The sequence below is a fragment of the Bacillus sp. z26 genome, assembly GCF_058313635.1.
The window spans coordinates 294993-308763 of the sequence record NZ_JBZFQM010000001.1; the positions used below are offsets into that span (position 1 = coordinate 294993).

Genomic DNA, 13771 nt, shown 5'->3' on the forward strand with positions numbered 1-13771 from the left:
TTCATTCTCGAAAAATCCAGAACATATGGACACTTAAAGAGACGATACAAAAAAAAGGCCACACCTATTCTCTTGGGCTTTAAGAAAAATAGGTGTGGTCATTTTTTTAATTATAGGATTTTTGAGATCGGATTTTATTAAGCTGACTGCTCAATTTATTAAATAGTTCTATATCACGATTATCAATAGCCTCATCAATTAACTGTGTCAATCGTTCCTCTTCAAATCTAGATAAACTAAATTTCAATATATTCTCTGCAACATATTGATCCTGTTCATTACCAGGTAGATTTTTTGGCAGAAAAGAATTTTCCTCAAGTACTGCTGCATATTGATAGGAAGAGTAGGCTGTCCTGAAATTCAATTGTATGAAGATATCTTCTTCCTTATTAAGCCTGATATCATGAAAGGATTTCTCAGCATCCGTTGTCATGATATTACTCTTATAAAATCTAAAAGGGACATCTTCAACACAATGAGTAGACATAACCATCCCTTTTGGACAATATTTAGCCCCTTCCACGAAATGAACATTCGTCATCAGTTGATCATGGCTCATCAAGTAATTTAATATCCATACACATTCTCTGCGTTTTAATTGATAATGGTTTAAAAACCAGCGTATAAATTCCTTCTTCTCATCGACAGAAACAGGGGTTTTCAAGGTGGAGCCCTCCTCTGTACAAATTAGTTAAATTCTTTCTAATATATCGATATACTCATCATTACTCGGGTCTTCTGCAAGCAATTTTTTAAATATCGACTTAGCCTCTTCAAATTTACTATCTTCCAGCAAGAAATAGCCGTATTCATGTAAAAAATCTTTATTCTCTGCAAAAGAATCATGCGCCTCTTTGTAGCATGCAAGTGCCTCAGAATACTGTTCAAGTTCAGAGTAAGCCGTTGCCAGGAGCCAATTGAATTGAGGATCATCTTCTCCCATTGATCGGACAGAAGATACGAGATCAATGACATTGTCGAACATTTCTTCGTGTAAGTAAAGCTTGCCTAAAGTAAGGATGGCTTCGAGGTAACCTGGATCTATCGCAATAGCTTCTGAGAGCCATTTAATGGCTTTGTCAGTGTTACCTACCTTACTTGCGAGTTCAGCTCCATAAAGGAATATTTCCTTATTGAACGGATCTTCCTTAATACCTTCTTCAGCAATTTCTAACGCCTTCTCCAGATTGTGGTTTTCTTCATAAGCCATTGCTAAATACATATAGAGCGAATGGTAAGCTGGATCTATTTCTTTCAGCTCAGTGAATTTGGCTATAGCTATTGTGTATTCCCCTGCGTGATAAGCAGCAAAGCCATGCTCAAACAATAAATTTACGTCATCATCTTTGCCAGCTTTTTGGAAATATTGAAGCGATTCTTCAAATTCGCCCAATGAGACCAGTGACAAGGCCAATCTCTTATTTATCGAGATACCATTTATAACTGTCTCATTCTTTAAGATACAGGTATATAATTCTACAGCCGAACGGAAATGTCCTTGTTGATAATAAAGTTCTGCAAGAGCAAATTTTACAATGGGTTCATCCGGTAGAATGCGATTGGCTTCTTTTAGTTTTTGGACACTGACTTCCTCCATACCCATGCCTTGATATAAATCACCTAATAATAACAGGGCACCTGGGTACATAGGATCTTCCTCATCAATTTTTTCCAAATACAGCAATGCTTCTTCTTCCTGCCCTAATTCTGTTGAAACTTCAGCCAAGGAAAATAAAATTTCTCCTTCATCAGGATAACGCTTCAGCAATTCTTCAAAAAGCTCCTTTGCCTCTTCCATAAATCCCAGGGATGCAATTTCTTCTGCCAGGGTATATACATCGTCATCGTTATTTGATTGCTTAATCTGATTTATATGTTTTTTAGCTTCTTCAAATTCACCTTGCATCAGTTTTTTTATAATTGAATCAATATTCATGCGTGGCAGTCCTTTCCATTTCCATAAATCTTTAACAACTCTGCTGTTCATTCTGCAGAACCATGTTTGTTTAATCCAGTATTCCGGATTTTCATTATTACCTCTATTATACTCACTTTTTGTAATCTATATAAAGCGCTCTGTGGAGTAGGCAGAAAATAATTTTTCAAATTGAAGTTTTACATATCTGTAAAATAGACTTTTTGAGGTAGTAGAGCTTGGAGTCCTTAACATGTAAGGTTAGATAAGTATACTGTATCATTAAGCAAAAAGCGACCGAATCAGCTTTTTTCGTTTTCTTCCATCTTTAAATACCGGTATAGATCGTTCACCACCAATCTACTATATAGTGGAGTATTGGCCCAGACTAAAATAACTTTCTTTAAGACAAGCTATGAAACCATCACTAAATTTAGTACCAAATAAAGAGAGGCATAATCCTCTCTTTATTCCTGAACCGATATAAGTTTATTTAAATCTTCAAAAAAGCCAGGATAGGATACGGAAATGGCTTCTGCATTTCGTAATTCTACTGGTTCATTGGATAGCAATGACGCAATTACCAATGTCATACCGATTCGGTGGTCTCCAAGGCTGTCCACAACACCGCCGTGCAGTGTTTGTCCACCCTCTATGATTAATCCGTCATCTGTTGGCGTGATAGCTACTCCAAGTGCCCCCAGTTGGGTGGCAATGGCATCAATTCGATTTGTTTCTTTAACCTTTAGCTCAGCAGCGTCTTTAATAACTGTTTTACCCTCGGCCTGTGAGGCTAACAAGGCAATCACAGGAAGTTCATCAATCAATCTTGGAATGATGTCTCCGGCAATGGTCATCCCCTTCAAAGAAGACGTCATAACCGTAACAGTCCCTGTTTCTTCCGCCAATTCGCCTTGAGAATCAGGCTGAATCTCTATATTAGCACCCATTTCTTTTAAGACATCTATAATACCAGTTCTTGTTTGATTTAAGCCAACATTCCTTAACGTAACCTGACTGTTGGGCACAATCGCACTGGCCACCATCCAAAACGCTGCAGAGGATATGTCTCCAGGTACATGGATATCCCTGCCCTGTAACACTTGCCCGCCTGTAACCATCCTTTTTCTTCCATCAATATAAATTTTCCCTCCGAATGATTCAATCATTCGTTCGGTATGATCCCGGGTAGATGCTTTTTCAATGACCGTTGTAATACCTTTTGCATTTAACCCTGCTAAAAGAATGGCTGATTTCACTTGTGCGCTCGCTACCGGAAGCTCATATTCAATTCCTGACAGCTCACTTCCTATCATTTCAAGCGGAATATAATTACCATCATCCTTACCAACTATAGTTGCTCCCATTTTCCGAAGAGGATCTACCACTCTTCTCATGGGCCGCTTGGCGATAGAGTCATCGCCTGTGAACGTAACAGAAAATGGCTGGCTGGCGAGCAATCCTAAAAGAAGCCTAATGCTTGTCCCCGAATTGCCGACATCCAATAATTCAACCGGCTCCTTTAAACCAGCCCATCCATTTCCATGAATGGTGACAGTATCACCATCTCTTTCAATATCCACCCCCATTTTCTGAAAACAATCAATGGTACTCAAACAATCCTGCCCTTCCAAAAAATGATGAATGGTGGTTTTTCCTTCCGCTACTGCCCCGAACATGACTGCTCTATGTGATATAGACTTGTCTCCCGGGACCGTTATCGTACCTGCCAACCCATTTGGTTTATATGAAAGGATTTTATCCAATACCTCTCCTCCTTTTATGTCAGTCATAATAAGTATCATAATTTGTTGCTTCTCGTAAACATTCAACAGCAAGAGAACGATCCTCATCCGTTTGAAAAGAAATCACTAATACACCATAAAGTTCTTCTCGTGTCTCAATGATTCGAATATTTGTAATACTAATGGTTGATTTAGCCAGATAACCGGTTATCTCAGAAATGATGCCTGGGTAATCCGGGACATCCACATATAAATCGTAAAAGGAAGGAATAGCTCCTTTTTTATGAGCTGGCAACTCATCGCGGAAAGCTTTTGCACTTAAGAAAAAGGAATATAGTTTTTCCTCATCTTTTTTGACTATCCAGTCTCTGATCTCCATTATTTCATCTATCCAGGTGTTCAAGAGGTGGATTAACACTTGATCATTTTGAATCAGAATATCTTTCCACATTTGGGGATTGGATGAAGCAATCCGAGTGATATCTCTGAATCCCCCGGCAGCAAGCCTTGCAATTAATGCATGTTTCTCTTCTGCATGTTCAGCTTGCTTAACGATGGAAGCAGCCATAATATGCGGCAGGTGACTGATGACACCAGTCATTAAATCATGTTCAATTGCGTCCACTTCTATAAATTTGGCTTTTGTGCCTTTCAGCCACATTTTTAACTCAGCCACTTCTTTCACATCAGTATGAGAAGCTGGCGTCAGCATATAAAATGCATTTTCAAAAAGATGCACTTTTGCTGCTGCGACTCCACTTTTATGGGAACCAGCCATGGGATGACCGCCTATAAAGGTATATCTTGAGCCAAAGTATTTGTCTGCCTCTTCCATAATCTTTGCTTTCGTACTTCCGACATCCGTGATTAGAACTCTCTTTTTAAGCGAACAAGAGGACAGGTTCTTCATTACTGCTGATGTGACTTGCACAGGAACACCTATAATGATGACATCTGCTATTCGAGCAGCCTCTTTATAATCTGTAATCTCTTCATCTATCACTTTTAAAACTTTTGCTAATTGCACCTGTTTCCAGTCCAAATCATACCCTTGTATAACGGCTTCAGGATGTTCTTTTTTAATAGATAGAGCAATGGATCCTCCAATTAGCCCAAGACCTATCATCAATACATTCCCACGCATGGAGGCACCTCACCTGACATCTATTTAGTTTCTTTAGCCTTCTTTTCCAAAATAAAATACTCCAGTTCCTTCAAAACTGCTTTATTCTGTGCATGTGAACCAACTGTGATCCGTATGGATGTTGGGAAACCCAAAGCCTGACCGGAACGAACAATATACCCTTTTCTCATTAAGTAATGAAAGACCTCGTTACCATCATATCCCGTATCGATTAAAATAAAATTAGCTTGAGATGGATAATAGTCCAGCCTATGTATCTTACAAAATTCATAATACTGTTCAAGACCTTCTCTATTTTTTTGCCTGCATTCCTGAATGAAGTCCTGATCTCCAATGGCGGCGATAGCTGCCTTTTGGGCTATTGAATTCACGTTAAATGGTTCTCTGACAGGTTCAAGCATACGAATAATATGGGGATTAGCCACTCCATAACCAATACGCAAAGCCGCCATTCCATAAATTTTTGAGAAAGTATGCAAAACAATCAAATTATCAAACCGGTCAATTAACGGCAGTATGTCCGGATAATCCTCAGCCGTCACGTATTCATAATAAGCAGCATCAAACACAACTAATACATCTGCAGGTACTTGATTAAGAAAAGAAAGAAGCTCATCCTCAGGAATATATTCTCCTGTAGGATTATTAGGGGAACATATCCAGACAATGCCGGTATCAGCATCAATCACTTTAAGCATGCCCTCCAGGTCGTGTCTGCCATTCACATGTGGTACTTCCCTGACTTCTGCCTGTTCGAGTATTGCATTATGACTGTATTGACTGAAGGTACCCGTTGCCATTACCGTGTTAACCCCGGGACTAAGAATCGCTTTAGCAATCATTTGTATTAAATTATCCGAGCCATTTCCAAATATCAACTGATTTTCTTTAACCCCTAAATATGTGGCTAAGACTTTACGCAATTGAACTGCACCGCCATCCGGATACATGGGAAGGGTCCAATCCGTTTCTTTCAAAATTTTCGAAACTGCGGATGAATAACCATACGGGTTTTCATTCGATGCCAGTTTGATAATTTTCTCCAAACCAAACTCCCTTTTTACGTCCTCAATCGGTCTGCCTGGTTGATAGGGTTCCAATGTATATAAATGATTCTTCCATTTCAAGATGAGCTCCCCCTTTTTTGCTTATTTCTCTGTTAAATCAGGTCTAAGGATCGTGGCTCCCTCCAGATAAATATGTTTGATATCCTTTTGAGCGGTATCCACATTGGCGTGAATCATAATCCGAATTGCCATAGGCAAAGAACCCGAAACAGGAATTTCACGCATACACATCACAGGAACATATGTAAATCCAGCCAATTTCCTTACTGCGGCAGCCGGAAATCCTGCATCTATGTCATCCGTTACCGAGATAAAGATTGAAGCAATGGACTCAGCCAGCAGATTATTCTGGTGAATCATCTCTCGAAGAAGTATCTCCGTTCTGCTTTCAATATGATCTTTATGATTTTCTTCTATGGTAATGGCCCCTCTGATGCCTCTTATCATCATGAATTCCCTACTCCTTTTCACCTAATTTGTTTAAGAAATATGTTTAATTCGGTCTGTATTTCCCTATCAGTATAGGACTGTAAAGTTGGATTGCCAAAATCGTTTAATAGGACCATCGTGATTGAACCTTGTTTATTTTTCTTATCAAGTTTCATAAACGGGATCAATAATTCTGTTGAAAGAATCTCTCTTGGTATTTGAAGGTATCCCAAATTCCTTAACCAATTCTCAAATGATTGCAGATCAAATTGAAAATTCGTATACTTTATGCTCAAATACAAATCAAATAACATGCCAAAAGCTACAGCCTCACCATGGGTGACCACACCATAGCCTGCTGCTCCTTCAATGGCATGTGCCAATGTGTGCCCTAAATTAAGAAAAGCGCGTGAACCTTTTTCTTTCTCATCCTCTGACACAATATCAGCTTTAACAGAAATCCCTCTTTTTATATACGGAGCTAATGATTTATTCCGTAAATCAGAAATAACAGTATAACGGTCCCGTAATTCATCATAAAAAGATTTACTGTAAAGGAAAGCATGCTTAATTAACTCTGCAAAGCCTGACCGCCACTCCTTTTCCGGTAAAGTCGATAAAAAGGAACTGTCATAGAATACGGCTTCCGGCTGATAAAAGCAGCCAACTAAATTCTTTCCTAATGGATGATTAATGGCCACCTTTCCTCCGACAGCACTATCATGGGCAAGTAAAGTCGTTGGCAGCTGGATATAGGGAATCCCCCTCATATAAGTGGCAGCCACAAATCCGGCTAAATCACCGACAACTCCCCCACCGAGCGCTAATATAAGACTATCGCGATCAAGCTTATTTTCTAATCCAACGGTCAGGCATTCTTCATAAACAGGAAATGATTTTGCCTTTTCTCCGGTCGGTACGGCGTGGACTATTACGGCGAACCCAAGATCAGTCAAGGATGATTGAATCACCTCGGAATAAAGAGAGGAAACCACTTCATCCGTTATAATATAAACTTTTGGCTTTCTCTTAAAATTCTTCTCTATAAATAATGGAAGTTGCTCAATAATCCCATCACCTATAAAAATTGGATACTCCTTTGAAGAAGTCTTAATTTGTATAGATTCCATTTAAAATTCCCTCGCATATGCTCTTTGCTGATTGACGGATTCCAACAATGAATCCATTCGATCTGAATAAAATTGTTCAATGATGGCGTTGGCAAGTTCCCATGCTACCGCATGCTCGGCAACGACCGCTGCTGCAGGGACAGCACATGCGTCAGATCGTTCAATCGAAGCAGTAAATGATTCTTTCGTGTCAATATCCACACTTTTGAGCGGCTTGTATAACGTTGGGATTGGTTTCATCACTCCACGTACCACCACAGGCATTCCGGTAGTCATTCCACCTTCAAATCCGCCTAAACGATTCGTCTTACGACTGTAACCCTGACCACTCTCCCAAACAATTTCGTCATGAACTTGACTGCCTGGGATTCTCGCTGCTTCAAAACCGATGCCAAACTCGACACCCTTAAATGCGTTTATACTTAGAATGGCTCCCGCAATTTTCGCATCTAATTTCCGATCATAATGAACATAACTTCCTACACCTGCAGGCATTCCGGTTGCCACCACTTCTACGACGCCACCTAGCGTATCCCCATTCTTTTTAGCTACATCAATGGCTTCCATCATTTGAACAGCTGCCTTTTCATCAAGGCAGCGAACTGGAGAATCCTCTGCCAGCTGTTGAATCTTTTTTATATCCTTCATCTCTGTTTCAGCAGCTTTAATGCCGCCGATTTCCACGACATGCGAAACAATTTCTACGCCAAGCAGACTAAGCAGTTTCACTGCAATAGCCCCGGCTGCTACTCGGACAGTTGTTTCCCTTGCAGACGAACGTTCCAATACATTACGCAAATCTCTATGTCCATATTTCATTCCGCCATTCAAGTCAGCATGCCCTGGGCGTGGTCTTGTTATTTTACGTTTAATTTCTTCTTCAGCCTTTTCATCAATCGGTTCAATTCCCATCACATGAGTCCAGTGTGTCCAATCACGATTTTTTACTTGTAAGGATACAGGTGAACCCAATGTCCGGCCATGACGGATGCCAGCAGTGATTTCTACTGTATCTTTTTCAATTTGCATTCTTCTACCGCGGCCATATCCCTTTTGTCTCCTAGCAAGATGCTTGTTGATATCTTCCTCAGACAACGGCATTCCTGCTGGCAGTCCTTCTATTATCGTTGTTAATTGGGGACCATGTGATTCCCCCGCAGTTATGTATCTCATAAGCATCCTCCTTCATCACTTTAAAGCATTTGTGTAATAATATCATATACCGTTATATCTTTGGTAATAATTTTGCTTTTCATTGTACATCAGAAACTCTATAGATCCATTGCCTATACTGCTTTTATTGTCCATGATTTTTATCTTCTCGGACAGAGTTATGGCAATGACACAGTATCTTTCTTTTTATAGAAAAACGTATTTGTACTGACAAATTCATATGCATTTGGGTGGAAGATTTGCTCAGTGCTCCCAACAAACAGAACTCCACCAGGCCGAAGTGATTGGGAGAATTTCTTATATAAAGAATCCTTCGCTACATCCGTAAAATAAATCAGTACATTACGACAAATAATTAAATCATAGGATTGACCAAATGGATCACCAAGCAAATTATGTTTATCGAATGTTATCGCCTTCTTAATTTTTGGATTCAGATGATAATACCCATCCGCCAATTTGAAATATGTATTTTTTAATTCCTCTGGTACCTCTTCCAAGGATTTTTCCGAATAGATGCCTCTCTTACAAATTTCCAGAACATTCTGGTCTATATCTGTAGCCAGGATGACGGCACGGTTTAAGGCATTTAAGCGCGATAGTACTATGGCCAGTGAATAAGGTTCATCGCCAGTTGAACAAGCTGCACTCCAAACTTTTATAGTCTGTTTTTCAGATAATAATCTAGGCAGGATCTCCCGTTCTAAAACCTCCCACCTTTTATAATTCCGAAAGAAATTCGTTACATTAATCGTCATACGATCCAGAAATTCATTTAATAGATATTTATCTTTACTAAGATGACTATAATAGTCCCGGAACCCATTAAAACCCTTTTTTTCATATAAGGATGTGATGCGCCTTTTCATTTGAACTTCCTTATATAAGGATAGATCGATATTCGTTAGATAATTGATTCCTTTAATAAACCCTTGATAATCATCGTTTATTGTGATCATAATCCGCTTTGTCCCCACCCGATTTTCTTTTACTATTAGTATACAAAATATGAAGATTTAAAGATATAACCAGTCATTTCCCCAACGTTAAAGACTAACTAATGAAATCATCTTCCTACCTATTCTTTGTCAAGGTTAATAAAAAAGGCTGCCAACCCTGTTGACAGCCATCATTCACTATAGTGTTAAAAAATCATATCCATTCAATAAATCCACTGATTTGCCAATTTTGTATATTCATTTAATTCATCTTCTTTAAAGAAAATACCAAGTTCTCTCTCAGCGCTTGCCGGTGAATCAGATCCATGGATAATATTTTTACCTACTGTCACACCGTAATCACCACGGATAGTACCAGGAGATGCATCTTTAGGATTAGTAGATCCCATCATTTGACGCGCCGTCGCAATCACATTTTCTCCTTGCCATGCCATTGCAAAAACCGGCCCGGACGTAATAAAATCAACTAATTCACCAAAAAATGGGCGTTCTTTATGTTCCTCATAATGTTTTTCTGCCATTTCGGCAGGAATGAGCATTAATTTTGCCCCAACAAGTTGAAAGCCCTTTCTTTCAAAACGTGATACAATTTCCCCGATTAAATTTCTCTGTACACCATCTGGTTTAACCATTAAAAATGTTTTTTCCATTTTTACACCTCTGCTCGTATGTATGGGTTTTCAGAAAGAATAATACCATTATTTACATGCATAAAGCAAACAAAAAAAGGAAATAGTCTCAATATTTCCTTTTTCCGATAAATTTTGCTATTTCAACTAAATAATCTTTGTTCTTAGAATTAGGCATCGATTCAAGAATAGCGAATGCTTTATCTAAATAAGCATTACTGAATTCGATTGATTGATCAATTGCCCCGGATTTTTTGATTGATTCCAGGATAGGACTCAATTCTTCTAAACTCATTCTTTCATTAACTGTTCGAATGGTTTCAGCTAACTTGGGATCTTGCATCGCAAATAAAACAGGCAGGGTGATATTTCCTTGCCATAAATCGCTTCCCGCAGGTTTGCCCAGGTCTTTTTCAGTTGCCGTAAAATCAAGAATGTCATCCATAATTTGATAAGACATACCTACATAGTAACCATATAGGAATAATTTTTTGTGAATGTCTTCTGAAACTCCTGCACTGATTGCTCCCAGTTGACAGCTTGCTGCAATTAATACTGCCGTTTTTCTTTTAATTCGCTTTAAATAATCACGCAAATTTTGATCAAAATTATATTTATCTCGTATTTGTTCTATCTCACCAATGCTGACTTCCATAATTGTTTTGGCCAGAACCTGATGTGCCAGAGGTTCTTTAATATGGGTCATAAGTTCCTGAGCTCGTGCAAATATATAATCTCCGGTATAGGTGGCCATTTTATTATCCCATTTGGAACGAACCGTTAAAGATCCCCTTCGCAATCGAGCTTCATCAATAATATCATCGTGTACCAGTGAAGCAGAATGAATAAGTTCAAGAGCAATAGCTGCATGCTTAATTTTATTGATATCATAATCTCCAAATTTCGCTGTAAGCAGGACAAACACAGGGCGTATCCGTTTCCCTCCTGCTTTCAGAGTATGTACTGATGCGTCGTGGAGTTGTCCACTATCTGGATGAATGGATGAACGCAGCTCTTTTTCGATTAATTGGATATCTTGTCTGAAGATTGAATATAATTTTGGTAATTTCATAGTTCCACTTCCCGCTTAAACTAATACGCGTCCCTTCATTTAGATTGTTTGTATCCAAAATGAGACGCAGCTGCCCCACCGGAATAAGGTTTATATTTCACCTTATCAAAACCGGCTTCCTCAAAAAGCTTTTTCAATTCTGGTCCGCCTGGAAAATCTTCTGCAGATTCCTGCAGCCAGGAATACTCCTTATAACTTTTAGCCAATAATTTACCCATCATTGGCATGATATGCTTAAAATAAAAATAATACAGCTGTCTATAACCCGGTAATGTTGGCTGAGACGTATCCAAACAAACTGCCATACCTCCAGGCTTAAGAACACGGTTCATTTCTTTCAATACAGCTAAGTAATCAGGAACGTTTCGCAGACCAAATCCTATAGTTACATAGTCAAATGTGTCATCTTCAAATGGAAGCTCCATGGCATTCCCATGTAGCAGCTCTACATTCTTCAATTTTTCCTTTTTAACCTTTTGTTCCCCGATTTTCAGCATATTTTGACTGAAGTCCAAACCAATTACCTTGCCAGAATCACCAACCTGATGCGCTAATGCAATCGTCCAATCAGCAGTTCCACAACATACATCGAGCGCCTGGTTCCCCTGTTTAACATTCATTTTTTTCATCGTATCGGCACGCCAACGTTTGTGTAATTGAAAACTGATTACTGAATTCATTGAATCATAATTTTCAGAGATATTCTCAAAAACATGATGGACACGTTCTTCTTTTGTTTGTTGTTTCATTATGAATCCCCTTTTTCATACCAACATATTTATATATTGTGATTATCTCAAAATTTCCTTAACCCTTATAGCCAAATCATCGCTGCTATTATATTTCAACAAGGTATACGATAATCTTTCTTTCACTTTTTTAATTTCCTGGTTAAGCAAATATGATATTTTATCATCCGTTTCATCATTTACACTATGTATGGATTGTAAAGCTCTTACAAAATTGGAATTGTGATTATTTTTATATCCATCCAATTCAGCCATCAATCTGTTCAATAACAGAAAATCGATATACAAATCCTTTTGTTCAGTATCATTAAAATACTCAGCTGTTTTTTCAACTAAAATGGTTTCAATTTTACAAAGGTACGTTACCAGCTTATCCATATCAGCGTCTTTGTCCATATATAGTCTAACCTTTGCTTCGTTTACTTCCTGTATTCCCTGAGACATTAGATAAATAAACTCAATATCTTCTGTCTTAGCCAACATGTGATAGTACATGCTGCTGTAATAATCACCGGCTAAGATCGATAATTGGCGTTGTCTCAATTTAGTCTGGCTTTCGCCTTCCTCTGTGTTTGAAACTTTTTCATGGGTATCCAGGGCAATTTGCATGAGCATGACTGATACTATGTAAAAGGGCATTGATTTTGGGTCCACATTGGCATCTTGCATAATTTTAACCATAACAGCTATCATATCGTCATTAATGGTTGGCTGATTTATATACTTCCTTACAAAAGAATGATTGATGATATTCTTTATTTCACTATTTAGTTGTATGACTTCGTTACTGATGCTTTCCAATCGTAATCACCCATGCTTCCGCTTCTAATTCAATGCCGGTACCGGCATACTCTAACATTCATTATTTTTATCTTACTATCCTTTTAAAATGCTGTCGAATGGTTTAAAAGGAGAGAACAGATAAACGGTTATTCTTTCTCACTTTCTATTTCACCATAGGGTGTGTGCATAACCGCTTTTCCTCTGATTTTGATGGCTGATGTATGTTCGGTAAACTGTACAAATAGCACTTCACCTTTATCAAGCTTTTCTGAATGATGGAATTTGGTATCTTCACCTCTGGTTAATCCAATGACATTTACCCCATCTTCTAACGCTTTTATGACTACAAAATCAGTCGATTGGAGGTTCTCCATTCTCTCACTCCTTTCCCATTATCTATTTCATTTATTTATTAATTAAGCTTAAAACTTCCTGGCGGGAGCGTGAGTCTGTTGCCAAAGTGCCTCTTACTGCAGATGTGATTGTTTTAGAACCAGGTTTTTTGACGCCTCTCATGGTCATACACATATGTTCAGCTTCGACAACCACCATAACGCCGTGTGGCTTGAGTGTTTCCATAATGGACTCGGCAACAGTTGATGTGATTCTCTCTTGTAATTGAGGTCTTCTGCTCACAGCCTCGACCGCTCTGGCTAATTTACTTAAACCTGTAACCCGTCCACCTTTAGGAATATATGCTACATGGGCCACACCAAAGAAGGGTACGAGATGGTGCTCACACATAGAATAAAAAGGAATATCCTTTACAAGTACTAATTCTTCATGATCTTCTCCAAAGACCGTTTCAAAATACTCTTTAGGGTCCTGATTCAATCCGGAGAATACTTCTTCATACATTTTAGCTACCCGTTTTGGCGTGTCCAGGAGTCCTTCCCTTGTCGGATCTTCTCCAAGAGCTTCCAAAATCATCGTAACTGCTTCCTCTATTTTACCGCGGTTGATTTCACTCATTTCT

General features: G+C 38.7%; 15 protein-coding genes. All 15 read right to left on the reverse strand.

All coding sequences use genetic code 11. The features are described from left to right. Positions 1–106: 106 nt before the first annotated feature. The 15 genes from AC4G3K_RS01360 to folE all read right to left on the reverse strand — a co-directional run bounded on the left by AC4G3K_RS01360 (position 107) and on the right by folE (position 13767). Entirely contained in the window at positions 107–664 is a 558-nt protein-coding gene (locus tag AC4G3K_RS01360; protein ID WP_491075492.1) for a ReoY family proteolytic degradation factor, read from the reverse strand. 27 nt (positions 665–691) lie between these two features. Next, the gene (locus tag AC4G3K_RS01365) at positions 692–1987 is read right to left on the reverse strand and encodes a tetratricopeptide repeat protein (protein WP_491132205.1); all 1296 of its coding nucleotides are present in this window, start codon (positions 1985–1987) and stop codon (positions 692–694) included. A 395-nt stretch (positions 1988–2382) separates the two neighbouring features. Then, positions 2383–3681 (reverse strand): 3-phosphoshikimate 1-carboxyvinyltransferase, encoded by a 1299-nt coding sequence (gene aroA / locus AC4G3K_RS01370; protein ID WP_491132206.1) that lies wholly within the window; start codon positions 3679–3681, stop codon positions 2383–2385. Positions 3682–3700: 19 nt separating this feature from the next. Further along, positions 3701–4804 (reverse strand): prephenate dehydrogenase, encoded by a 1104-nt coding sequence (locus AC4G3K_RS01375; protein WP_491132207.1) that lies wholly within the window; start codon positions 4802–4804, stop codon positions 3701–3703. A gap of 20 nt (positions 4805–4824) precedes the next feature. Further along, the gene (gene hisC, locus AC4G3K_RS01380; RefSeq protein WP_491132208.1) at positions 4825–5931 is read right to left on the reverse strand and encodes a histidinol-phosphate transaminase; all 1107 of its coding nucleotides are present in this window, start codon (positions 5929–5931) and stop codon (positions 4825–4827) included. 21 nt (positions 5932–5952) lie between these two features. Beyond that, the gene (gene aroH / locus AC4G3K_RS01385; protein ID WP_491132647.1) at positions 5953–6318 is read right to left on the reverse strand and encodes a chorismate mutase; all 366 of its coding nucleotides are present in this window, start codon (positions 6316–6318) and stop codon (positions 5953–5955) included. 20 nt (positions 6319–6338) lie between these two features. After that, positions 6339–7430 carry a 3-dehydroquinate synthase gene (gene aroB, locus AC4G3K_RS01390; RefSeq protein WP_491132210.1) on the reverse strand — a complete coding sequence of 364 codons (1092 nt, stop codon included), beginning with the start codon at positions 7428–7430 and terminating at the stop codon, positions 6339–6341. Next, positions 7431–8603 carry a chorismate synthase gene (aroC, locus tag AC4G3K_RS01395; protein ID WP_491075498.1) on the reverse strand — a complete coding sequence of 391 codons (1173 nt, stop codon included), beginning with the start codon at positions 8601–8603 and terminating at the stop codon, positions 7431–7433. Between the two features lie 158 nt (positions 8604–8761). After that, the gene (locus AC4G3K_RS01400) at positions 8762–9562 is read right to left on the reverse strand and encodes a CheR family methyltransferase (protein ID WP_491132212.1); all 801 of its coding nucleotides are present in this window, start codon (positions 9560–9562) and stop codon (positions 8762–8764) included. A gap of 203 nt (positions 9563–9765) precedes the next feature. After that, positions 9766–10212: a nucleoside-diphosphate kinase gene (ndk, locus tag AC4G3K_RS01405; protein WP_491132214.1), complete on the reverse strand. Its 447-nt coding sequence runs from the start codon at positions 10210–10212 to the stop codon at positions 9766–9768. 88 nt (positions 10213–10300) lie between these two features. Continuing rightward, complete coding sequence (hepT, locus tag AC4G3K_RS01410; RefSeq protein ID WP_491075501.1) at positions 10301–11263, reverse strand: heptaprenyl diphosphate synthase component II; 963 nt, start codon at positions 11261–11263, stop codon at positions 10301–10303. Between the two features lie 35 nt (positions 11264–11298). Then, the gene (locus tag AC4G3K_RS01415; protein ID WP_491075502.1) at positions 11299–12012 is read right to left on the reverse strand and encodes a demethylmenaquinone methyltransferase; all 714 of its coding nucleotides are present in this window, start codon (positions 12010–12012) and stop codon (positions 11299–11301) included. 42 nt (positions 12013–12054) lie between these two features. Further along, the gene (locus AC4G3K_RS01420; protein WP_491075503.1) at positions 12055–12813 is read right to left on the reverse strand and encodes a heptaprenyl diphosphate synthase component 1; all 759 of its coding nucleotides are present in this window, start codon (positions 12811–12813) and stop codon (positions 12055–12057) included. Positions 12814–12941: 128 nt separating this feature from the next. Beyond that, on the reverse strand, positions 12942–13169 hold the full coding sequence (mtrB, locus tag AC4G3K_RS01425; protein ID WP_491075504.1) for a trp RNA-binding attenuation protein MtrB: 228 nt from the start codon (positions 13167–13169) through the stop codon (positions 12942–12944). Between the two features lie 31 nt (positions 13170–13200). Beyond that, positions 13201–13767, reverse strand: coding sequence for a GTP cyclohydrolase I FolE (gene folE, locus AC4G3K_RS01430; protein WP_491075505.1), 567 nt, complete (start codon positions 13765–13767; stop codon positions 13201–13203). Between the last annotated feature and the right edge of the window lie 4 nt (positions 13768–13771).